Origin of the sequence: Klebsiella ornithinolytica NBRC 105727 = ATCC 31898 (assembly GCF_001598295.1) — a bacterium.
In the GTDB taxonomy this organism is placed as follows: domain Bacteria; phylum Pseudomonadota; class Gammaproteobacteria; order Enterobacterales; family Enterobacteriaceae; genus Klebsiella; species Klebsiella ornithinolytica.
Map to the genome: position 1 here is coordinate 58,867 of NZ_BCYR01000012.1, position 22,496 is coordinate 81,362.

Below are 22,496 nucleotides of genomic sequence, written 5' to 3' on the forward strand. Positions count from 1 at the left end.
AGCATCGCAAATGCAGTGGCAAACAAAGATTCCACTCATCGCAATTCTGCGCGGCGTGACGCCGGAAGAGGCGCTGGCCCACGTTGGCGCAGTGATTAACGCCGGATTCGACGCCGTCGAAATCCCGTTGAACTCTCCCCGTTGGCAGCAGAGCATTCCGGCGATTGTTGAGGCGTTTGGCGAACAGGCGCTGATTGGCGCAGGTACCGTGCTGCAACCGGAGCAGGTTGATGAACTGGCGAAAATGGGCTGCCGGCTTATTGTGACGCCCAACATTCAGGCAGACGTCATTCGCCGGGCGGTGGGCTACGGCATGACCGTCTGTCCGGGATGCGCTACGGCTACCGAAGCCTTTACCGCGCTTGACGCAGGCGCGCAGGCGCTGAAGGTCTTTCCATCCTCTGCGTTTGGGCCGGACTATATCAAGGCGCTGAAAGCCGTATTACCGCCGGAGATTCCTGTGTTCGCCGTTGGCGGTGTAACGCCGGAGAATTTGTCGCAATGGATTGATGCCGGTTGTGCCGGTGCCGGGCTGGGCAGCGATCTTTATCGCGCCGGACAGTCCGTCGAGCGTACCGCCCAGCAGGCAACCGCATTTGTTAAAGCGTATCGGGAGGCAGTGCAATGAAAATAACCAAACTCACCACCTATCGTTTACCCCCGCGTTGGCTGTTTCTGAAAATTGAAACGGATGAAGGCGTTGTTGGCTGGGGTGAACCGGTGATTGAAGGACGTGCGCGTACCGTGGAAGCGGCCGTTCACGAGCTAGGGGAATATCTGATTGGCGCGGATCCGGCACGCATCAACGATCTGTGGCAGGTGATGTACCGGGCCGGTTTTTATCGCGGTGGCCCCATTCTGATGAGCGCCATTGCCGGTATTGACCAGGCGCTGTGGGATATCAAAGGTAAGGTGCTGAATGCGCCGGTCTGGCAGCTAATGGGAGGACTGGTACGTGACAGCATCAAAGCTTACAGCTGGGTGGGCGGCGACCGTCCTGCTGAAGTCATTGATGGTATTAAAAAGCTGCGTGAAATTGGTTTTGATACCTTTAAATTAAATGGCTGTGAAGAGATGGGCGTGATTGATAATTCACGCGCGGTGGATGCGGCGGTGAATACCGTGGCGCAAATTCGTGAAGCGTTCGGCAACGAAATTGAATTTGGTCTCGATTTTCATGGTCGCGTTAGCGCCCCGATGGCCAAAGTTTTAATTAAAGAGCTGGAACAATATCGCCCGCTGTTTATTGAGGAGCCGGTGCTGGCAGAGCAGGCGGAATATTATCCGAAGCTGGCGGCACAAACGCATATTCCTATTGCGGCCGGTGAGCGGATGTTCTCACGTTTTGAGTTTAAACGTGTGCTGGAGGCGGGGGGGCTGGCTATTCTGCAGCCGGACCTGTCACATGCCGGCGGTATTACCGAATGCTATAAAATCGCCGGGATGGCGGAAGCGTACGATGTGGCGCTGGCGCCGCATTGCCCGCTGGGACCCGTGGCGTTGGCTGCCTGCCTGCATATCGATTTTGTCTCGCGCAATGCGGTATTCCAGGAGCAAAGCATGGGGATTCATTACAACAAGGGTGCCGAGCTGCTTGATTTTGTGAAGAATAAAGAGGACTTCAATATGACCGGCGGTTTCTTTAAACCGTTAATGAAGCCGGGGCTGGGTGTAGAAATTGATGAGGCCCGGGTAATCGAACTCAGCCAAAATGCGCCGGACTGGCGTAACCCGTTGTGGCGGCATGAGGATGGCTCCGTCGCGGAATGGTAAATGCTCTTCATATTTCACGCCACAGGTGCGTTGGCTGCGATTGCGCACCCCGGTCACTTACTAATGTAAGCTCCCGGGGATTTGCAATCTTGCCGCCTTCCTGCAACGTGAACTATTTAGAGCATTCGTAAGCAAAAATATAAATTTTAAATACACCCTCTGTAAACTACAGGGCATGGTGAGCGGCTTCGCTATGCCCAAAATCTGGAGACAGATTGCTATGGATATTTCAGTAACTGCTGCAAAACCTGGGCGTCGTCGTTATCTGACGCTGGTTATGATCTTTATTACCGTCGTCATTTGCTATGTTGACCGCGCCAATCTCGCCGTAGCATCCGCCCATATTCAGGAGGAGTTTGGGATCACTAAAGCGGAAATGGGCTACGTTTTTTCTGCTTTTGCCTGGCTTTATACGCTTTGTCAGATTCCTGGCGGCTGGTTTCTGGACCGGGTTGGCTCGCGTCTGACCTACTTTATTGCGATCTTCGGCTGGTCGGTGGCCACCCTGTTTCAGGGGTTTGCCACCGGACTGATGTCATTGATTGGTCTGCGGGCGATTACCGGAATATTTGAAGCGCCGGCCTTTCCGACCAATAATCGGATGGTGACCAGCTGGTTCCCGGAACATGAACGTGCTTCCGCGGTGGGGTTTTATACTTCCGGGCAGTTTGTCGGACTGGCTTTCCTCACGCCGCTGCTGATCTGGATTCAGGAAATGCTAAGCTGGCACTGGGTATTTATCGTGACCGGCGGCATCGGTATTGTCTGGTCATTAATCTGGTTCAAGGTCTATCAGCCGCCGCGTCAGACGAAAAGCATCAGCAAAGCGGAGCTGGATTATATTCGCGACGGCGGTGGCCTGGTGGATGGCGATGCGCCCGCGAAAAAAGAGGCGCGACAGCCGCTGACCAAAGCCGACTGGAAGCTGGTCTTTCACCGTAAGCTGATAGGCGTTTATCTGGGGCAGTTTGCCGTGACGTCCACGCTCTGGTTCTTCCTGACCTGGTTCCCGAACTACCTGACGCAAGAGAAAGGTATTACCGCTCTGAAGGCCGGCTTTATGACCACGGTGCCTTTCCTCGCCGCATTCTTTGGGGTTCTGCTCTCCGGCTGGCTGGCCGATCGACTGGTGAAAAAAGGTCTCTCGCTTGGCGTGGCCCGTAAAACGCCGATTATCTGTGGTTTGCTGATTTCAACCTGCATCATGGGTGCGAACTACACCAATGACCCGGTGTGGATCATGGTACTGATGGCGGTGGCGTTTTTCGGTAACGGTTTTGCCTCTATTACCTGGTCGCTGGTCTCTTCGCTGGCACCGATGCGTCTGATTGGCCTGACGGGCGGGGTGTTTAATTTCGTGGGAGGGCTGGGAGGGATTACCGTTCCGCTGGTTATTGGTTATCTGGCTCAGGACTATGGCTTTGGCCCGGCCCTGGTCTATATCGCTGCGGTCGCCTTGATGGGCGCCCTGTCCTATATCCTGCTGGTGGGCGATGTTAAACGTGTAGGCTAATCCTGTCCGATGCTATACCCTGATGTGAACGTTGTGCATCAGGGTATCTCTATGAAACAAGTCACCTTTGCTCCCCGCCATCATCAGCTAACCAACACGCGCACCTGGACTGCGGACAGCCAGTGGCTGGTTTTTGACGTTCGTCCGTCGGGAGCCTCCTTTACCGGGAAGACGATTGAACGGGTCAATGTGCAAACCGGGGCCGTAGAGATCCTCTATGGTGCGCAACACGGGGCTCATGTCGGTGTGGTGACCGTTCATCCTGCGATGGATAAATATGTCTTTATACACGGTCCGGAACATCCGGATGAAAACTGGCAATATGATTTCCACCATCGTCGCGGCGTGGTGACGTATCAAGGCGCGACGCACAACCTTGATGCGATGGATATCACCGCACCGTATACGCCGGGTGCGCTGCGCGGCGGCACTCATGTCCATGTCTATAGCCCAAACGGGCAGTTCGTCAGCTTCACCTATAACGATCATGTCCTGCATCAACGCTCGGCCTCCCTTGACCTGCGAAACGTCGGCGTCGCGACCCCTTATGGCCCGGTCACGCCGCGCGGGCAGCATCCGCGTGAATATGGCGGCAGCCACTGGAGCGTTCTGGTCAGCCGAACAACGCCGACGCCGGTGCCGGGCAGCGATGAGATTAACCGTGCATACGAAGAAGGCTGGGTGGGGAACCACGCGCTGGCCTTTATCGGCGATACGCTGTCGATCAATGGCGCCAGAATCCCTGAGCTGTTTATTGTGACGCTACCGGAGAGCGAGCAGGACTGGAAGCAACAGGGCGATGCACCGCTGGCCGGTACGGAGACCACCATGCCTGCACCGCCGGCCGGAGTAATGCAGAGACGTTTAACCTTTACCCACCATCGACGCTATCCGGGGCTGGTCAATACGCCGCGGCACTGGGTGCGGGCCAACCCGCAGGCAACGCAGATTGCCTTCCTGATGCGCGACGAGGCGGGAGTGGTGCAGCTATGGCTGATTTCACCCCAGGGGCGCGATCTGCGGCAGCTAACCCACAATGTTAATGATATTCAATCGGCTTTTAACTGGCACCCGTCAGGGGAGTGGCTGGGATTTGTGCTGGATAACCGCATGGCTATCTGTCATGCCCGGAGCGGTGAAATTACATTTTTGACTGCCGATCATGAAAACCCACCTTCAGCGGATGCTGTGGTGTTTTCACCGGACGGGAAACACCTTGCCTGGATGCAAGATGTGAATGGCTATCGACAGCTGTGGATAACCGACGTCGAGTTTTAAATCAAGGCGCTGGCATTGCCGCTGGTGGAATCACGGCGTTGGTCGCCAGCGAGTCCTTCTCGCTTTTCTCGACGCGTGATTTTATCGAGCTGTCGGTACGGAACATATCCCACGGCAGCAGCAGCGTGTCCATCACCGCGGTGAAGGGCATATCGAGTGCGACCAGGGATTTTGTTCCCCAGTTGGCATCACTGTTACCCAGCATTTGCGCGCTGGCGCGAGTTCCCGGATAGCTTCCTTCCTTTCCGCCGGTATGTGACATCACGCTGGAGCAACCGCTCAGACCAACCATCCCGCTGAACAGGATCAGCTTTAACAGACCGCTTTTCATCATTCTTCCATCGTTGTTTCGGGCATTGAGGTAACCGTTATATCGGTTATATCGAGCCATTCCATGAATGCCTAGCGTTATTGCACCGCACTGTGGCAGGCATCGCATTTTGCCTTTTGTGCTTTCCACCCAGTCTAAGCAATCGACAGGAAACTGCAAAAAAAAATGGTTTTTGGCGCTTGAAAACGGCGGAATGAGCCACATTTTAGCAATGTGACCCGATGAGGATACGCCTGCGGGGTATTCCGGGTAATAACGACCTGTCCATGATGGAAGGTCATAAATTCTCGCTGATTTCAGGAGCTTTTTATTATGCGTAATTTCGATCTTTCTCCGCTGTATCGTTCTGCTATTGGTTTTGACCGCCTTTTTAATCTGTTAGAAAACAATCAGAGCCAGAGTAATGGCGGCTACCCTCCGTATAACGTTGAGCTGGTAGATGAAAACCATTATCGCATCGCTATTGCCGTGGCCGGTTTTGCCGAGAGCGAACTGGAGATCACCGCGCAGGATAATTTGCTGGTCGTCAAAGGCGCCCATGCAACCGAGCAGAAAGAACGTACCTATCTTTATCAGGGCATTGCGGAACGCAACTTTGAGCGCAAATTCCAGTTGGCGGAAAATATCCATATCCGCGGTGCAAACCTGGTGAACGGCCTGCTGTATATCGATCTGGAACGCGTGATTCCGGAAGCAGACAAACCGCGCCGTATCGAAATTAACTAATTTTATCCGGGCCGCCGTGCGGCCCGATACTGCAAACTTGCTCGCCGTCAGGGGGCAAATGCGAATCCACAGGATTTGCAGAGATTAACTCGCTTCATAGAAGGAGAAATACATTATGCGTAACTACGATTTATCCCCACTGCTGCGTCAATGGATCGGTTTTGACAAACTGGCCAATGCACTGCAAACCACCAGCGAAAGCCAGAGCTTCCCGCCGTATAACATTGAAAAAAGCGACGATAACCACTATCGCATTACCCTTGCGCTGGCCGGTTTCCGTCAGGAAGATCTGGATATTCAGCTGGAAGGGACGCGTCTGAGCGTGAAAGGTACGCCGCAGCAGGCTGACAAAGAGACGAAATGGCTGCACCAGGGGTTAGTCAGTCAGGCCTTTAGCCTGAGCTTTACCCTGGCTGAAAATATGGAAGTCTCCGGCGCTACCTTCAATAACGGGTTGCTGCACATTGATTTAACCCGTAACGAGCCGGAAGTGGTTATCCCGCAGCGTATCGCGATTAGCGAGCGTCCGGCGCTCGACAGCTAAGTCGACACGACAGATAAAGCCCCGATCATCGGGGCTTTTTTTTGGCCGCTATAAAGGGCGTCCCGCCGTTTTTCGCCGATCCAGGCCCGCCGATTATTGTGCGCCAGGCTGCATACAGGCCCGGAGGCTTAAGCCATAATCCATGATATTGATAATGTTATTCACAGGGAACAGACGATGAGTGATATAGCATTGACCGTCAGCGTTCTGGCGCTGGTGGCGGTAGTCGGATTGTGGATCGGTAATGTCAAAATTCGCGGCGTCGGGTTTGGCATTGGCGGCGTACTGTTTGGCGGCATTATCGTTGGCCACTTTGTGGACCAGGCGGGTATCGCTCTTAGCAGCCCGATGCTGCACTTCATTCAGGAATTTGGCCTGATTCTCTTCGTGTATACCATCGGCATCCAGGTGGGGCCGGGTTTCTTCGCCTCTCTGCGCGTCTCCGGGCTACGGCTCAATCTCTTTGCCATCCTGATTGTCATCCTTGGGGGGCTGGTGACCGCAGTGCTGCATAAGCTCTTTGATATCCCGCTGCCGGTGGTGCTCGGTATTTTCTCCGGTGCAGTCACTAATACGCCAGCGCTGGGGGCCGGGCAGCAAATTCTGCGCGATCTGGGCGTACCGTTTGACGTTGTTGATCAGATGGGGATGAGCTATGCCATGGCCTATCCGTTTGGTATTTGCGGCATTTTGCTGACTATGTGGCTGGTGCGTCTGTTCTTTCGCGTTAACGTCGAAAAAGAGGCTCAGCAGTTTGATGAGAGCAGCGGAAACGGACACGCGGTTCTGCAAACGATTAACGTCCGGGTTGAAAACCCGAACCTGAACAACATGGCGATTCAGGACGTGCCGATGCTCAACAGCGATAAGCTGATTTGCTCCCGTCTTAAACGTGACGAGCTGCTGATGGTGCCGGCTCCGGGGACCTTAATTCAAACCGGCGACCTCCTGCACCTCGTCGGGCGCCCGGAGGATTTGCATAACGCGCAGCTGGTTATCGGCAAGGAAGTTTCCACCTCGCTTTCAACCCGCGGCACGGATTTGAAAGTTGAGCGGGTGGTGGTCACCAATGAGAAGGTATTAGGTAAGCGGATCCGCGACCTGCATTTTAAACAGCGCTATGACGTGGTGATTTCGCGGCTTAATCGCGCTGGGGTTGAGCTGGTAGCCAGCAGCCATGCCAGCCTGCAGTTCGGTGATATTCTTAACCTGGTTGGCCGCCCGGAAGCCATTGATGCGGTTGCCGCCGAGCTGGGTAACGCACAGCAAAAATTGCAGCAGGTTCAGATGCTGCCGGTGTTTATCGGCATTGGCCTCGGGGTTTTACTGGGGTCTGTTCCGCTGTTTGTTCCCGGCTTCCCGGTGGCGTTGAAGCTGGGGCTTGCCGGTGGACCCCTGATTATGGCGCTGATCCTCGGGCGAATCGGCAGTATCGGGAAGCTCTACTGGTTTATGCCGCCGAGCGCCAACCTCGCGCTCCGTGAGCTGGGGATTGTGCTCTTTCTGGCGGTCGTCGGGCTGAAGTCCGGCGGTGATTTTGTCGTCACGCTGACCGCAGGCGACGGGCTGAGCTGGATAGCCTACGGCATTTTTATTACCGCAATTCCGCTGCTAACGGTTGGCATTCTGGCGCGGCTGCTGATGAAGATGAACTACCTGACCCTGTGCGGCATGCTGGCCGGGTCGATGACCGATCCACCGGCGCTGGCGTTCGCCAACAACCTGCATGCCACCAGCGGAGCCGCGGCGCTCTCGTATGCCACGGTCTATCCGCTGGTGATGTTTTTGCGCATCATTACGCCGCAGCTACTGGCCGTGTTGTTCTGGGGGATGAGTTAACGGCGTCTCCAGGTGGACGCGCCGCAGATGGTAGTCCACCTGGTATTCACTGGCGTTGCGGAACATCACCGAATAGTTCAGAAACTCACCGCTGTCGCTGTAGGAAAGCGAGGTAATCCGCAGCAGCGGCGTCTGTTCCGGGACATTCATTGACCGGGCCAGCTGCTTGTCCGCCAGCACCGGCGTCAGGCTTTCATAGTTGCCGCTAATGGTTATCCCGCACTCTTTCTCAATGTAATCGAATTTTGACCCTTCCAGATGCACCAGCGACAGGTTACGGAACAGTTTGACCGGCATATAGCTGTCTTCCAGCATCAGGGGTTTGCCGTCCACGTAACGTACCCGGCGCGAGAAGTAGATCCGTTCATTGATTTGTATTCGTAGCTGGCTGGCAATTGCCGGCGGCGCCGGCATGACTTCGAATATCAGCACCTCGCTTACCACCTCTTTACCCTGCTTGCGTAACACTTCCGCCAGACCGGTGAGGTTAGTGGTCTCGTGATGCACATCTTTGCGGGCGACAAAGGTACCGGATCCGTGGCGGCGAACGACCAGTCCCCAGCTAATCAGCAGTTCGATAGCTTTGCGGATTGTCATCCGCGCCACGCCGAACTCTTCCGCCAGTTTTTTCTCTCCCGGCAGCGGGCTGCCGATATTGAAATCGGAGGAATTTAACCGAAGGCGCAATCTGTCTGCGATGGATTTATAGATCACCAGTAGACCTCTGTTCCACTTTTCAAAAGGGAAGGTTAACAATGTGTATTGTTAATAATGTCTTTAAATACATAAAGATATTATTTGTTCATTCTGCTGTTTTAATCAGCGCAATTCATGATGTCTATTTTTAACTCAAAAAGTAGACAACATTGTGGAAATTAAAACCATGAATGCGATCACGAATCGCAACGCCATCGCATGTTGTCGGACGGGTAAATTCCTATTCTCGCTTTAGGCCGATACTCAAGACAAATAAGGCCTCTTACCCTACTGGTTGTTAAATGAGGATTTTAAAATGCTCAGTCAAATACAACGTTTTGGCGGTGCCATGTTTACCCCGGTTTTACTGTTTCCTTTCGCCGGGATCGTGGTGGGTATTGCCATTATGCTGCGCAACCCGATGTTTGTCGGCGAAGCGCTTACAGCACCTGATAGTTTATTTGCCCAGATTGTTCACATTATTGAAGAAGGCGGCTGGACGGTATTTCGTAACATGCCGCTGATTTTCGCCGTCGGCTTACCGATTGGCCTCGCGAAGCAGGCGCAGGGACGAGCTTGCCTTGCCGTGCTGGTGAGTTTCCTGACGTGGAACTACTTCATCAACGCCATGGGCATGACCTGGGGCCACTTTTTCGGCGTCGATTTTTCGGCCGACCCCACGGCCGGTAGCGGCCTGACGATGATTGCCGGCATTAAAACGCTGGATACCAGTATCATCGGCGCGATTGTGATTTCCGGGATCGTCACCGCGCTACATAACCGCTATTTTGATAAACCGCTGCCGGTGTTTCTCGGTATTTTCCAGGGCTCTTCATTTGTCGTTATCGTTGCCTTCCTGGCGATGATCCCCTGCGCCTGGCTAACGTTACTGGGGTGGCCAAAGGTGCAGATGGGCATTGAATCGCTGCAGGCTTTTTTACGCTCTGCCGGGGCGCTAGGGGTCTGGGTCTATATTTTCCTTGAGCGCATTCTGATTCCCACTGGCCTGCATCACTTTGTCTACGGACCGTTTATTTTTGGCCCGGCGGTGGTGGAAGGCGGTATCCAGGTCTACTGGGCCCAGCATCTGCAGGAGTTCAGCCAGAGTACGGAACCGCTGAAAGCCCTGTTCCCGGAAGGCGGTTTTGCCCTGCATGGCAACTCCAAGGTCTTTGGTTCGGTCGGGATTGCGCTGGCGCTCTATTTCACCGCCGCGCCGGAAAACCGCGTCAAAGTGGCCGGGTTGCTGATTCCGGCGACGCTGACCGCCATGCTGGTGGGGATTACCGAACCGCTGGAGTTCACCTTCCTGTTTATCTCCCCGCTGCTGTTTGCCGTGCACGCGGTGCTGGCGGCCACGATGGCGACGGTGATGTATATGTGCGGGGTCGTCGGCAACTTCGGCGGTGGTCTGCTTGACCAGTTCCTGCCGCAAAACTGGATCCCCATGTTTCACAACCATGCCTCGATGATGTTCATCCAGATAGGGATCGGGGTGTGCTTTACCGCTATCTACTTCGTTATCTTCCGCGCCCTGATCCTGCGTCTGAATCTGAAAACTCCGGGCCGCGAAGAGAGTGAAATCAAACTCTACAGCAAAGCGGATTATCAGGCGGCGCGCGGCAAAACCAGCGCCGCGGGTGCCACAGAGTCCAAATTAGGCCAGGCCGCAGGCTTTCTGCAGGCGCTGGGCGGCGCAAGCAATATCGAATGCGTCAACAACTGCGCCACCCGACTTCGCATCACGCTGGTCGATATGGCGAAAACACAAAGCGACGACGTCTTTAAAGCGCTGGGCGCTCACGGGGTGGTGCGTCGCGGTAACGGGATTCAGGTCATCGTGGGCCTGCATGTTCCCCAGGTTCGCGACCAGCTGGAATCCCTGATGAAAAATTCTCTACAGACCGAACAAACCACCATGACGGAGGCAGTATCATGAAAAAATTCTCAGTTGTTATCGCAGGCGGCGGCAGTACATTCACACCAGGTATCGTATTGATGTTGTTAGCAAACCAGGACCGTTTCCCGCTGCGGGCACTGAAATTTTATGACAACGACGGCGCGCGTCAGGAGACCATCGCCGAAGCGTGTAAAGTGATTCTTAAAGAGCAGGCGCCGGAAATTGAGTTCAGCTATACCACCGACCCGCAGGCGGCCTTTACCGACGTGGATTTTGTTATGGCGCATATTCGCGTTGGCAAATACCCGATGCGTGAAAAAGATGAAAAAATCCCGCTGCGCCACGGCGTGCTGGGTCAGGAAACCTGCGGACCTGGCGGTATCGCCTACGGCATGCGCTCTATCGGTGGCGTGCTGGAACTGGTGGACTATATGGAAAAATACTCGCCGAACGCCTGGATGCTGAACTACTCCAACCCGGCGGCAATTGTCGCGGAAGCCACGCGCCGCCTGCGTCCGAATGCGAAAATCCTGAATATCTGCGATATGCCGATCGGCATTGAAGGGCGCATGGCGCAAATTGTCGGCCTCAAAGATCGTAAACAGATGCGGGTGCGTTACTACGGGCTGAACCACTTCGGCTGGTGGACGTCGATTGAGGATCTGCAGGGTAACGATCTGATGCCGAAACTGCGCGAACATGTGGCGAAATATGGTTATGTGCCGCCTTCTAACGATCCGCATACCGAAGCCAGCTGGAACGATACCTTTGCTAAGGCGAAAGATGTGCAGGCGCTGGATCCGGATACCATGCCAAACACCTACCTGAAGTATTACCTGTTCCCGGATTACGTCGTCGAGCACTCCAACCCGGCGCGTACCCGCGCTAACGAGGTCATGGATCACCGCGAGAAAAATGTCTTTAGCGCCTGTCGGGCAATTATTGCCGCGGGTAAATCTTCTGCCGGCGATCTGGAGATCGACGAGCACGCTTCATACATCGTGGATCTGGCGACCGCCATCGCCTTCAACACCCAGGAGCGCATGCTGCTGATCGTACCGAACAATGGCGCTATCCATAATTTTGACGCCGATGCGATGGTGGAAATTCCGTGCCTGGTCGGCCATAACGGGCCAGAGCCGCTGACGGTCGGCGATATTCCAAACTTCCAGAAAGGGATGATGAGCCAGCAGGTGGCGGTAGAGAAACTGGTGGTGGATGCCTGGGAACATCGTTCTTATCACAAGCTGTGGCAGGCGATTACGCTGTCGAAAACCGTGCCCAGCGCATCCGTCGCGAAAGCGATACTCGACGACCTAATTGAGGCCAACAAAGACTACTGGCCGGAACTGCATTAATCCTCACCCCAACCGGCATCCATCGGGTGCCGGTTCTTGCGCTGCTCCCCTGTTCGTTACAAATTACGCTATGCTGAAGCCTGCTCGCGCTACGAACAAGGAACCCTGATGAAAATTTCTCGCGTCGGCGAAGCGCCGGATTACCGCTTCTCGCTGGCCAACGAACGTACTTTTCTGGCGTGGATCCGCACGGCATTAGGTTTTCTTGCCGCCGGGGTTGGCTTAGATCAGCTGGCGCCGGATTTTGCCACGCCGCTGATTCGCGAAGTGCTGGCGCTATTGCTGTGTCTGTTTGCCGGCGGCCTGGCGATTTATGGCTACCTGCGCTGGTTGAGTAACGAAAAAGCGATGCGCCTGAAGCAGGATCTGCCCTACACCAGAACGCTGCTGGCGATCAGTCTTTTGCTGGTGATTGTGGTGGTGGTGGTGATGGGTCTGGTTATGTATGGCGGATAAGCGCCGGGCGCGGCGGGAAAGCGATCCGGGGCTGCAGCCGGAACGGACATCGCTGGCCTGGTTTCGAACGTTGCTGGGCTACGCGGCGCTGATGGCGCTGGCGATTAAACATAACTGGCATAGCGCGGGGGCGCTGTTCTGGCTATCGATTGGCGTCCTGGCGATAGTGGCTGTTGTGCTGTGGGGCTATACGCGGCGCCGTAATCTGATGGATGTTGACGAGAGTGATTTTGTTCAGCCGCAGGCGATACGTGACAAGTTTTTCATTGCCGTCGCCGTTCTTTCACTGTCGCTGATGTTTGCGGCTACGCATCTGCGGCAGATCGCGTTATTTCTGCAGAGTGTGACATAGCGGAAAGTGGGCCCAACGGCGTATCCTCCGCCGCTGAACCCGTGGTATTAACGCCCTTTTGCCAGGTACTGCGCCATCTCTTCTTCCGGCACCATGCCGCCGCCGGTCGCCCAGACCAGATGCGTAGCGTTGTCCATCTGGCGGGTCGTGAAGCCGTGCATCTGCTGATATGTCTCGCTGGCGCAAACGCGCTGCGGTCCGGCCATGCCGGCCAGCGCTGACGGCTCCAGGCGGATATTTTCAGCTTGCGCCAGCCAGCCCAGCATGTCGTACATCGTCTGGTCGCTGAGGGTATAGAAGCCATCCAGCAGACGCTCCATGGCCCTGCCGACAAACCCGGAAGCCCGACCAACGGCCAGGCCGTCGGCGGCAGTCAGGTTATCAATACCCAGATCCTGGACCGAAATCTCATCATGCAGGCCGGTATGGACGCCGAGCAACATACAAGGAGAGTGCGTGGGTTCAGCGAAGAAACAGTGTACATGGTCGCCGAAAGCCAGCTTCAGACCAAACGCAACCCCGCCAGGGCCACCGCCGACGCCGCACGGTAGATAGACAAACAGCGGATGATCGGCATCGACCACGCGTCCCTGGCGGGCAAACTGCGCTTTCAGGCGCTCGCCTGCGACGGCATAGCCGAGGAACAGCGTGCGTGAGTTCTCATCATCGATAAAGAAGCAGTTGGGGTCCGCTTCGGCGGCTTTACGCCCCTGCTCGACCGCGACGCCGTAATCCTGTTCGTATTCAACCACCGTAACGCCGTGGCTGCGCAGCTTCGCTTTTTTCCATGCACGGGCATCGGCAGACATATGCACAGTGACATTAAAACCGATACATGCGCTCATGATGCCAATCGACATCCCCAGGTTGCCGGTGGAACCGACGGCGATGCTGTACTGGCTAAAGAACTGCTTAAATTCCGGGGTCAGTAGCTTGCGATAGTCATCTTCGGTGGCAAGTAACCCCGCTTCCAGCGCCAGCTTTTCAGCGTGGGTCAGCACCTCGTAAATACCGCCGCGGGCCTTGATGGAGCCGGAAATCGGCAGATGACTGTCTTTTTTCAGCAGCAGGTCGCCGCTGACGGGCCGGGCAAACGCCTGCTCCAGCCGTGCTTTCATTGCCGGGATAGCGACCAGTTCGGATTCGATAATCCCACCGGTGACGGCGGTTTCCGGGAATGCCTGCGCCAGATATGGCGCAAAGCGCTCAAGGCGGGCACGGGCGTCCTGGACATCGTCGGCCGTCAGGCCAACGTACGGTAAACCTTCCGCCAGCGAAGTGGTTGCCGGGTTAAACCAGGTGGTTTCTTTCAGGTCAACCAGATCCTTCAGCAGAGGGAACCGGGCAAGTAAAGTGGTCATGTCAGCGTTTTTCATATTACGTCTCTTTGCGCTCAGATGATGAAAGAAAGCAGGAACGTGCAGGCTAGTGCAAGTAAGGATGCGATAAATGTTGCCGTTGTATAGTATTTGAACGTCTCACTCAGGCTCGCACCGCAGTATTGTTTAACCAGCCAGAACAGGGAATCGGTAACGATCGTGCAGCCAATTGCGCCGGAACCAATGGCAATGGCGATGATCTCCGGACTGACGCCAGGGTAGAGCGGCAGCATCGGCGCAACGATGGCCGTGGCTCCCATCATGGCAACGGTGGCAGAACCCACCGCCGCGTGCAGAATCAGCGCCACCAGCCAGGCCAGCAGAATCGGGTGCATATGCAGACCGGAGAGAATAACCGCCAGCGAATCAGCCAGGCCGCTGGTTTTCAGGACCGCGTTGAACGCGCCGCCTGCGCCGATAATCAGCAGGATATTGGCAATAGAACCAAAGCCCTTTTCGGTATGGGTCAGCAGCGTGGCCATGCCCATATTCTGACGGATGCCGAGGACGTAGTAGGCCACGAAGACGGCGATAAACATGGCGGTAATCGGATTACCGATAAACTCCAGCAGCATATACAGCGTGCCGGTTTTGGCCATATTCAGCTCGGCGATGGTCTTCACCAGCATCAGAGCGATCGGCAGCAAAATGGTCAACAGCGTGGCGCCGAGCGACGGCAGCGTCTCTTCTTGACGAACTTCCAGATTGGCAAACTCGGCAGGAACCGCTTTGAACGGCAGGCGGTTGCCCAGCAGCTTCAGGAACAGCGGGCCGCCAACCAGCGAGGCCATCAACCCAACCAGTAAACCGTAGACAATCACGGTACCGATATCGGCACCCAGCTTATTGGCGACGAACAGCGCAGCCGGGTGCGGCGGTACGACGCAGTGTACGGCCATTAACGCGGTACACAGTGGAATCGCCAGCTTCAGCAGGGAGGTGTGGGTCTTTTTGGCAATCGAAAAGGCCAGCGGAATCAGCAGTACCACGCCAACTTCGACAAACAGCGTAATCCCGCAAATCAGGCCAACCAGCACCATGATCACATCGACCGACAGCCAGCGGCAGCGCTGAAGCGTCAGGCCGATACGTTCGGCGGCGCCTGAGATCTCCATCATTTTGCCAAGAATGGTGCCGAGGCCGATCACCGCCGCCAGGAAACCGAGGGTTCCACCGATCCCATTTTCAATGGCGTTGACCATGTCCAGCGGGCTCATCCCCATCATAGCGCCGACGAAGAAACTGGCTAACAGCAGCGCCAGAAAGGGGTGAAATTTCAGTTTTACGATAGTCAAAACAATCAACACAATGCTGATTAGTAACGTGCTCACAACCCAAATCTGAGATTCCATACCCCACCTCGCCCGTGAATAAGATGGGGTTATTGAACAGAAAAACGACACCGGCTGACAAACGATATAAATGGCGCTTAAGGTGAATTAGATTGAATCAAAATGGTGATTAAAGTCTAAAAATGGCTTTTATTTGCGTTATGAGTCACTTTTTTTCATCTTTAAACCCATGCACAGCGACCATTTTTCTTACAATCAGCGGTAAAAAATCAGGGGAACCGGACGATGGATGTCGCTAAAGAGATAGGTAACCGGCTGCTCAACGGCTGGCAGCTGTCAAAGCTGTATACCTTTGAGGTCGCCGCACGGCATGAATCTTTCGCATTGGCGGCGGAAGAGCTGTCGCTGACCCCCAGCGCCGTGAGCCACCGGATGAATCAGCTGGAGGAAGAGCTGGGTATTCAGCTTTTTGTGCGCTCTCATCGGAAAGTGGAGTTAACCCATGAGGGGCGGCGGGTGTTCTGGGCGCTGAAATCCTCGCTGGACAGCCTGAACCAGGAGATTCTGGATATCAAAAACCAGGAGCTGTCAGGTACGCTGACCGTCTACTCACGCCCGTCGATCGCCCAGTGCTGGCTGGTACCGGCGCTCGGGGACTTTACTCGCCGCTATCCGTCGATATCGCTTACTGTCCTCACCGGCAACGATAACGTGAATATGCAGCGAGCGGGTATCGATCTGGCGCTCTATTTCGACGATCTGCCTTCATCGCAATTAACCCACCATTATCTGATGGATGAAGCAATCGTACCGGTTTGCACGGCGGACTATGCCCGGCAGCATCAGCTCCAGCAACATCCCGACAATCTGCAACATTGCACCCTGCTGCACGATCGTCAGGCCTGGAGCAATGATTCTGGCACCGACGAATGGTTTAGCTGGGCGCAGCACTTTGGGGTTAACTTGCCGCAATCGTCGGGTATTGGCTTCGATCGTTCAGATTTGGCGGTGATTGCTGCCATGAACCATGTTGGCGTGGCGATGGGGCGTAAGCGGCTGGTTCAAAAGCGTCTGGCGAGCGGAGAGCTGATTGCGCCCTTTGGCGAGATGACGCTGAAATGCCACCAGCACTATTATGTGACCACGTTAGCGGGGCGGCAGTGGCCGAAAATAGACGCGTTTATTCACTGGCTACAAAGCCTGGCGCAATGATTTTCCCCGGACGCGAAGCGGACGCCTGAATCAGGTGCAGGCCGCTATCCGGGGAAATTGCGGCGCTTAAACCGGCTGCTGGTGGCGGCTGAAACGTGAAGCCAGCGGTAGCCAGCACAGTAGAATCAGCAGTCCCATTAGCATCATCAATAGCCCCAGGCTGCTTTGACCGGTCTGCGGCATCATCGCCGAGAGCCAGGCCAGGACGCCGGAGCCGATGTTTTGCAGGCCGCCCACCAGCGCGCCTGCCGTCCCGGCGAGGAACGGGAAGGGTTCCATCGCGCCGCTGGTCGCCAGCGGGAATAGCATGCCGGCGCCGAAGAAAAACAGCGCCGCAGGCACCAGCAGCGTCCAGACGGTCATGATGCCCATCAGGCCAGGGATCCACATCATAATGCCCGCCAGCAGACAACAAATCACCGATTGCCACATCAGGGTCGGGAAACGTTTATGCGGGCGTCCGGCAAACCAGGCACCGAAAAAAGCCGCCGGGATGGGCAGAATAAACAGAATACTCACCGCCATGCTGCTTAAGCCCAGCACGGCGCCCATCAGCACGCCGGAACAGGCTTCGAACACGGCGATTCCGGCGAGACCGCCAATCAGCATCAGCAGATAGCAGTTGAACGCGGTATTGCCGAAAAGCGTTTTGTAACTGGTCGCCAGTCGGGAGCGCGGTGCGCCAGCAGGACGGGTTTCAGGCATCCAGCGCGCCATGCTAAAGGTCACGCCCGCACACAAAATCAACAGGAAAGCGTAGCAGGCACGCCAGCTCCACAGCGTATTGAGGATACCGCCAATCAGCGGTGCCAGCAGCGGGCTGACCAAAATACCCATATTTAACAGGCTGTTGGCATGTCTGAGCTGGGCACCTTCATACAGATCGCGCGGCAGCGTGCGCGCCATTACACCGCCGACGCCGGTTCCCATACCCTGGATGGCGCTGGCGATAATCAGCACCGTCAGGCTGTGAGTGGTGATAGCAACCAGCGTCGCCAGCATAAAGATAGACATCCCGATGAGGATCACCGGACGTCTTCCTACGCGGTCAGACAGCGGGCCATAAAAGAGCTGAGAGACGCCATAGGTCAGCAAATAGGCCGCCATTACGCTCTGCACGGCCCCTTCGCGGGCGTTCAGCGAGATAGCCATATCGGCGATCGCCGGGATATAAATGGTCTGCGCCATCTGGCCAACGGCCACCAGCAGTACCAGCATCAACAACAAAGTGAAGTTCTTATGCCGTTTCATGTCGATGAATACTTCGTGAGTAGAGGTAAATGAAGAATATGTGACTGGCACATCCCTTAAATTCTGGAGGAATCTACCACATAAAAATGACAGTACAACTATATGACGATGATTGAGGAGGGATTTCAGGCAGGTTTTGTAAACAATAATCGGCAACAAATGTTGCCATTCTGCACTAGGAGAGACGCAGCAGAATAGCGCCCGCCGCAATGCCGCAGGCGGCGACGATTCGCAGGGCGATAAGCTTCTCTTTGAGCAGCGCAAACGCGATGACGGCGCCGAATAAAATCGAGGTTTCTCGCAGCGCGGCCACCACGGCCAGCGGTGCCTGGGTCATCGCCCACAGCGCCAGGCCGTACGATCCCATGGTACTCAGGCCGCCGATGGCGCCTTTTTTCCAGTGCTGACGTAGATAGCGGCTGGCTTCCTGGCGTCGATAGACCATAGACCAGCTCAGCAGACAGCAGCCGTTCATAAAAAAGGACCATAGCGTGTAGCCCAGCGCCGTATCCGATAACCGCACGCCGGTACCATCAAGCAACGTATAGCCGGCGATAAAACAGGCGTTGATCAGTGCGAGGGTGATGCCGTAGCCGGAGCTGGCCCGGCCGTTGCAGGCCATGGCGAGGATCGCCAGACAGATTACGCCAATTCCCGTCCATGCCAGCGGCGACAGCGCGTCGCCGAGGAACGCGACGCTAATCACCGCCACCAGCAGCGGCGCGGTGCCGCGCATCAGTGGATAGGTCTGGCTCATGTCGGAGACCTGGTAGGTTTTGGCGACCAGAACGGTGTAGACCACCTGCAATGCGCTGGAAAGTACCAGATACGGCACGCTGGCCAGGGAGGGCTGCGGCGCGAAAGGCAAGGCCGCGAGGGCGATAAGCGCGGCAGAGCCGCTCACGCCAATTGCCGCGTACAGCTTATCTCCACTTGCTTTGACGATAGCATTCCAGCTGGCATGCAGCAGAGCGGCGAACAGCAGAACGCAGAAAACGGTTATCGTCATGACAGGGGTGCGGGTGAGTGGCCGGGTCCTGGAACTGTAACACGGGCGTTTTCACCCGGCCAGCCGCGCTTAAAGCGAACAGAACAGGCGATGAGTGACCCGCGGCTCATCATAAACCGGGCGAAATCCAAGCGATTCATAAAACGGCCACGCCGACGGCGGCGCATGAGTGTTGAGAAAATCAAACCAGGTGCCGGAGTGGGTGATGACGGCCACCAGCAGCTGCTGGCCAATTTTCCGCCGACGAAAGGCGTCGCTGATGTATAAATGGCGGATGCGTCCGGTTCGCAGCTGCGGGCTGAAGGGGTCAACATTCAGCCCGCAAACTCCCACCAGCTGACCGCCGACAAAGGCGCCCAGCAGTTTTTCACCTGGCGCACTGAAGCGGTTTTTCCCGCTTTGCCAGTTCTCCGCCAGGCGGCGCAGCATATTGAAATGTTGGGCGAGGCTTTCACTGCGCAAAGCAAGAAACCCGGGGTCGTCGGGCGTGGTGGCGGCAATCAACAGCGGTGGCATGATTTTCTCCAGCAAGTCAGCATAAGGTTAATGGGAACCGCCTGTAGAGGGGCGGTTTCCCGCCCCTCTCAGGTGCGACTTGAACCTGAATCAGCGCAGCTGTTTCAGGACAGCATCAAGCAGTTGCAACACGGCAACCATGAGTTTCAGGATAAGAACAACAATATCCACGGCACCCATACGCGTCTCCTCTGGTACAGGAGCACGACCGGCTGGCGTACCTTTCCGCCGCCTGTTGCCAGCCAGGGTATACGCCGTCTGCCGGGACACGTTACCGTGACCAGAAGACATTAGCGTATTTGTTGACGTAACACAGTGTGCTCTCTCGGGGTTAAGGCGCTGACGGCACCACCCGTTTCAGCCAGGACTTTATTGCGCCGGTGATACATGCGGCCCCGAATGACACAACGTGAACGTTTTCAGTATAAACAAATACTGTATATATAAACAGTATTTTCTCGACAAAATTGCGCTCGCCATCCATACTCTACTTTGGCAAAAACCGGGGTGAAAATTGCGTGAACGTCTGCGCGCGCGTATACTTTCAGCGTTGACGTAATACAGTGTACTTGCGGTTACCAGCCGTAAACATACTGAGAAAAACCTCGCTCCGGCGGGGTTTTTTGTTTTTTTCGACCGGTTAGAAATTGTGATCCTTCACACAAATCCTCGTGGATGAAAATAAATCCGTTGTTTAATGGCGGCGGCTGTGTTTGTATAAATTCAGTTAAATTTTCGACACAACAGGTCCCTAATGAACGCTTCCATTCTGACTTCGACTCTACTAAAAACCGCGCCTGCCGCGGTGGTCGTCGTGCGTGTGGTGGTCGTCGTCGGCAATGCGCCGTAGGGTCCGGAACAACACGATTCCAAACCCCGCCGGCGCAAACCGAGCGGGGTTTTTTTTCGACACTCGCCCGGTAAGTCGGCTCAAAATAAAAGGACTGGAGCATGGCAAGTTCGGGCACAACATCAGAAAAAATGCGCTTTACCGGCGCACAGTTAGTTATTCATTTACTGGAACGCCAGGGGATTACGACCGTTGCAGGCATCCCGGGCGGCTCTATCCTTCCCATCTATGACGCATTAAGCCAAAGCACGCAGATTCGCCACGTTCTGGCGCGTCACGAACAGGGCGCGGGCTTTATCGCTCAGGGGATGGCGCGTACTGAGGGCAAACCGGCGGTCTGCATGGCCTGTAGCGGCCCGGGCGCCACCAACCTGATCACCGCCATCGCCGATGCGCGTCTGGACTCGATTCCGTTGGTGTGCATTACCGGCCAGGTTCCGGCATCGATGATTGGGACCGATGCGTTCCAGGAAGTCGACACCTACGGTATCTCTATCCCCATCACCAAACATAACTACCTGGTCCGCGATATTGCTGAACTGCCGCAGGTGATGAGCGACGCCTTTCGCATCGCCCAGTCCGGCCGCCCGGGTCCGGTGTGGATAGATATTCCTAAGGATGTGCAGACGGCGACCATCGAGCTGGAGGTGTTACCGGAGCCGGGTGCGCGCACCGCACCGCCGACATTTGACAGCGCCAGCGTCCACGACGCGGCAGCCATGATCAATGCGGCTAAGCGCCCGGTACTTTATCTGGGCGGCGGCGTGATTAACGCGCCTGAGCAGGTGCGTGCGCTGGCGGAAAAAGCGAACTTGCCTACCACGATGACCCTGATGGCGCTGGGGATGCTGCCGAAGGCGCATCCGCTGTCGCTGGGCATGCTGGGCATGCACGGCGCGCGTAGCACTAACTTTATTCTGCAAGAAGCGGATTTACTGATTGTTTTAGGTGCGCGTTTTGATGACCGGGCGATTGGTAAAACCGAGCAGTTCTGCCCGAACGCGAAAATTATTCACGTCGATATCGACCGTTCCGAACTGGGTAAAATCAAGCAGCCGCACGTGGCGATTCAAGGGGATGTGGCTGACGTTCTGGCGCAGCTGACGCCGCAGGTCGCCGCCCAGTCGCGCGACGAGTGGCGCCAGCTGGTGGCGGACCTGCAGCGTGAGTTTCCTTCCCCGATTCCGCAGGAGAGCGACCCGCTCACGCATTATGGCCTGATCAACGCCGTTGCCGCCTGCGTTAACGATGAAGCGATCGTCACCACTGACGTTGGTCAACATCAGATGTGGGTTGCGCAGGCTTATCCGCTGAATCGCCCGCGCCAATGGCTGACTTCCGGTGGGCTGGGAACCATGGGATTCGGTCTGCCGGCAGCGGTCGGTGCGGCGCTGGCGAATCCACAGCGCAAAGTCATCTGCTTCTCCGGCGACGGCAGCCTGATGATGAACATTCAGGAGATGGCCACCGCGGCTGAAAACCAGCTGGATGTGAAAATCATCCTGATGAATAACGAAGCGCTGGGGCTGGTCTATCAGCAACAGAGCCTGTTCTATCAGCAGGGGGTATTTGCTGCGACCTATCCCGGAATGATTAATTTTATGCAGATTGCCGCTGGCTTTGGTCTGCAAACCTGCGATTTAAATCACGAAGCTGACCCGCAGGCAGCGCTGCAGGCGATCATCGATCGTCCCGGTCCGGCGCTGATTCATGTGCGTATTGATGCGGAAGAAAAAGTGTATCCGATGGTTCCGCCGGGAGCGGCAAATACAGAAATGGTGGGGGAATAAACCATGCAACAGCAGACTCATGACAACGTTATTCTGGAACTCACCGTCCGCAACCATCCGGGAGTGATGACCCACGTCTGTGGCCTGTTTGCCCGCCGCGCGTTCAACGTGGAAGGTATTCTCTGTTTACCGATTCAAAACAGCAACCACAGCCGCATCTGGCTCCTGGTGAATGATGATCAGCGGCTGGGGCAGATGATCAGTCAGATTGAAAAACTGGAGGACGTAGAGAAGGTGGCGCGTAACCAGTCCGATCCTTCCATGTTTAATAAAATTGCCGTCTTCTTTGAGTAAGAGCCTGGCCCGGTAGGCTATTTTATGTGCCACTCTGGCCCTGGGCAGTGCGCCAAATCATCACGTACTGCGTGTACGCTCTGGTTTTTCCGCGCTGTCCGTGTCCAGACTGGCTGCAACAATCTACGTCTGGTGGG

At 55.7% G+C, this 22,496-nt stretch carries 22 protein-coding genes, 1 pseudogene and 1 other annotated feature; of the genes and pseudogenes, 15 read left to right on the forward strand and 8 right to left on the reverse strand.

Annotated elements, in window-relative coordinates:
* Window positions 1–10 precede the first annotated feature (10 nt).
* The 4 genes from ROR01S_RS20760 (at window position 11) to ROR01S_RS20775 (ending at window position 4,564) form a co-directional block, all read left to right on the forward strand.
* Window positions 11–628 carry a 2-dehydro-3-deoxy-6-phosphogalactonate aldolase gene (locus ROR01S_RS20760; protein ID WP_004869159.1) on the forward strand — a complete coding sequence of 206 codons (618 nt, stop codon included), beginning with the start codon at window positions 11–13 and terminating at the stop codon, window positions 626–628.
* The gene (gene dgoD / locus ROR01S_RS20765; protein ID WP_004869158.1) at window positions 625–1,773 is read left to right on the forward strand and encodes a galactonate dehydratase; all 1,149 of its coding nucleotides are present in this window, start codon (window positions 625–627) and stop codon (window positions 1,771–1,773) included. Before ROR01S_RS20760 ends, dgoD begins: the two co-directional genes overlap by 4 nt.
* 175 nt (window positions 1,774–1,948) lie before the next feature.
* Window positions 1,949–3,286, forward strand: a complete 1,338-nt coding sequence (locus ROR01S_RS20770) for an MFS transporter (protein ID WP_071934242.1) — start codon at window positions 1,949–1,951, stop codon at window positions 3,284–3,286.
* A gap of 51 nt (window positions 3,287–3,337) precedes the next feature.
* Window positions 3,338–4,564, forward strand: a complete 1,227-nt coding sequence (locus ROR01S_RS20775) for a YidR family protein (RefSeq protein ID WP_004869154.1) — start codon at window positions 3,338–3,340, stop codon at window positions 4,562–4,564.
* A gap of 1 nt (window position 4,565) precedes the next feature.
* Here ROR01S_RS20775 and ROR01S_RS20780 read toward each other — a convergent pair whose 3' ends face one another.
* The gene (locus ROR01S_RS20780; protein WP_015585467.1) at window positions 4,566–4,898 is read right to left on the reverse strand and encodes a YceK/YidQ family lipoprotein; all 333 of its coding nucleotides are present in this window, start codon (window positions 4,896–4,898) and stop codon (window positions 4,566–4,568) included.
* Between the two features lie 242 nt (window positions 4,899–5,140).
* Window positions 5,141–5,214, forward strand: a sequence feature (ROSE (Repression Of Heat Shock gene Expression) occurs in the 5'-region of heat shock genes and acts as an RNA thermometer to modulate expression.).
* Between ROR01S_RS20780 and ibpA the strand changes: the two genes are divergently transcribed.
* The 3 genes from ibpA (at window position 5,208) to ROR01S_RS20795 (ending at window position 8,004) form a co-directional block, all read left to right on the forward strand.
* The gene (ibpA, locus tag ROR01S_RS20785; protein ID WP_004869150.1) at window positions 5,208–5,621 is read left to right on the forward strand and encodes a small heat shock chaperone IbpA; all 414 of its coding nucleotides are present in this window, start codon (window positions 5,208–5,210) and stop codon (window positions 5,619–5,621) included. (Overlaps the previous feature by 7 nt.)
* 115 nt (window positions 5,622–5,736) lie before the next feature.
* A complete protein-coding gene (ibpB, locus tag ROR01S_RS20790; protein ID WP_015585468.1) occupies window positions 5,737–6,165 on the forward strand; it encodes a small heat shock chaperone IbpB in 429 nt (142 codons plus the stop codon).
* Window positions 6,166–6,342: 177 nt separating this feature from the next.
* Window positions 6,343–8,004, forward strand: a complete 1,662-nt coding sequence (locus ROR01S_RS20795) for a putative transporter (RefSeq protein ID WP_004869146.1) — start codon at window positions 6,343–6,345, stop codon at window positions 8,002–8,004.
* Here ROR01S_RS20795 and ROR01S_RS20800 read toward each other — a convergent pair.
* Entirely contained in the window at window positions 7,972–8,718 is a 747-nt protein-coding gene (locus tag ROR01S_RS20800; protein WP_004869145.1) for a GntR family transcriptional regulator, read from the reverse strand. The two genes, ROR01S_RS20795 and ROR01S_RS20800, sit on opposite strands and share 33 nt — an antisense overlap.
* Window positions 8,719–9,016: 298 nt before the next feature.
* Between ROR01S_RS20800 and ROR01S_RS20805 the strand changes: the two genes are divergently transcribed.
* From ROR01S_RS20805 to ROR01S_RS20820, 4 genes are all read left to right on the forward strand, one after another.
* On the forward strand, window positions 9,017–10,639 hold the full coding sequence (locus ROR01S_RS20805; protein WP_004869143.1) for an alpha-glucoside-specific PTS transporter subunit IIBC: 1,623 nt from the start codon (window positions 9,017–9,019) through the stop codon (window positions 10,637–10,639).
* The gene (locus tag ROR01S_RS20810) at window positions 10,636–11,958 is read left to right on the forward strand and encodes a 6-phospho-alpha-glucosidase (protein ID WP_004869142.1); all 1,323 of its coding nucleotides are present in this window, start codon (window positions 10,636–10,638) and stop codon (window positions 11,956–11,958) included. Before ROR01S_RS20805 ends, ROR01S_RS20810 begins: the two co-directional genes overlap by 4 nt.
* Before the next feature lie 108 nt (window positions 11,959–12,066).
* Window positions 12,067–12,414 (forward strand): YidH family protein, encoded by a 348-nt coding sequence (locus ROR01S_RS20815; protein ID WP_004869139.1) that lies wholly within the window; start codon window positions 12,067–12,069, stop codon window positions 12,412–12,414.
* Window positions 12,404–12,766 (forward strand): DUF202 domain-containing protein, encoded by a 363-nt coding sequence (locus tag ROR01S_RS20820; RefSeq protein WP_004869136.1) that lies wholly within the window; start codon window positions 12,404–12,406, stop codon window positions 12,764–12,766. The genes ROR01S_RS20815 and ROR01S_RS20820 overlap by 11 nt, the downstream gene beginning before the upstream one ends.
* A 47-nt stretch (window positions 12,767–12,813) precedes the next feature.
* Here the strand turns inward: ROR01S_RS20820 and dsdA are convergent, their stop codons facing one another.
* Window positions 12,814–14,142 carry a D-serine ammonia-lyase gene (dsdA, locus tag ROR01S_RS20825; RefSeq protein ID WP_015585469.1) on the reverse strand — a complete coding sequence of 443 codons (1,329 nt, stop codon included), beginning with the start codon at window positions 14,140–14,142 and terminating at the stop codon, window positions 12,814–12,816.
* Window positions 14,143–14,159: 17 nt separating this feature from the next.
* Entirely contained in the window at window positions 14,160–15,497 is a 1,338-nt protein-coding gene (gene dsdX / locus ROR01S_RS20830; RefSeq protein WP_015585470.1) for a D-serine transporter DsdX, read from the reverse strand.
* Between the two features lie 225 nt (window positions 15,498–15,722).
* Here dsdX and dsdC point away from each other — a divergent pair, with 225 nt between their 5' ends.
* Window positions 15,723–16,649, forward strand: coding sequence for a DNA-binding transcriptional regulator DsdC (gene dsdC, locus ROR01S_RS20835; protein WP_015585471.1), 927 nt, complete (start codon window positions 15,723–15,725; stop codon window positions 16,647–16,649).
* 66 nt (window positions 16,650–16,715) lie between these two features.
* Here the strand turns inward: dsdC and emrD are convergent, their stop codons facing one another.
* From emrD to tisB, 4 genes and pseudogenes are all read right to left on the reverse strand, one after another.
* A complete protein-coding gene (emrD, locus tag ROR01S_RS20840; RefSeq protein ID WP_004869124.1) occupies window positions 16,716–17,900 on the reverse strand; it encodes a multidrug efflux MFS transporter EmrD in 1,185 nt (394 codons plus the stop codon).
* Window positions 17,901–18,075: 175 nt separating this feature from the next.
* Window positions 18,076–18,909, reverse strand: coding sequence for an EamA family transporter (locus tag ROR01S_RS20845; protein ID WP_004869121.1), 834 nt, complete (start codon window positions 18,907–18,909; stop codon window positions 18,076–18,078).
* Window positions 18,910–18,978: 69 nt separating this feature from the next.
* Complete coding sequence (locus tag ROR01S_RS20850) at window positions 18,979–19,425, reverse strand: GNAT family N-acetyltransferase (protein ID WP_004869119.1); 447 nt, start codon at window positions 19,423–19,425, stop codon at window positions 18,979–18,981.
* A 90-nt stretch (window positions 19,426–19,515) separates the two neighbouring features.
* Window positions 19,516–19,630: pseudogene (gene tisB, locus ROR01S_RS20855) on the reverse strand (type I toxin-antitoxin system toxin TisB); the annotation flags it as partial.
* 549 nt (window positions 19,631–20,179) lie between these two features.
* On the opposite strand from tisB, the gene ivbL reads away from it, so the two are divergent.
* From ivbL to ilvN, 3 genes are all read left to right on the forward strand, one after another.
* A complete protein-coding gene (gene ivbL / locus ROR01S_RS26490) occupies window positions 20,180–20,275 on the forward strand; it encodes an ilvB operon leader peptide IvbL (protein ID WP_004869113.1) in 96 nt (31 codons plus the stop codon).
* A gap of 101 nt (window positions 20,276–20,376) precedes the next feature.
* Window positions 20,377–22,065, forward strand: coding sequence for an acetolactate synthase large subunit (gene ilvB, locus ROR01S_RS20860; RefSeq protein WP_044023576.1), 1,689 nt, complete (start codon window positions 20,377–20,379; stop codon window positions 22,063–22,065).
* Window positions 22,066–22,068: 3 nt separating this feature from the next.
* Window positions 22,069–22,359 carry an acetolactate synthase small subunit gene (gene ilvN / locus ROR01S_RS20865; RefSeq protein WP_004869110.1) on the forward strand — a complete coding sequence of 97 codons (291 nt, stop codon included), beginning with the start codon at window positions 22,069–22,071 and terminating at the stop codon, window positions 22,357–22,359.
* The last annotated feature ends 137 nt before the right edge of the window (window positions 22,360–22,496 follow it).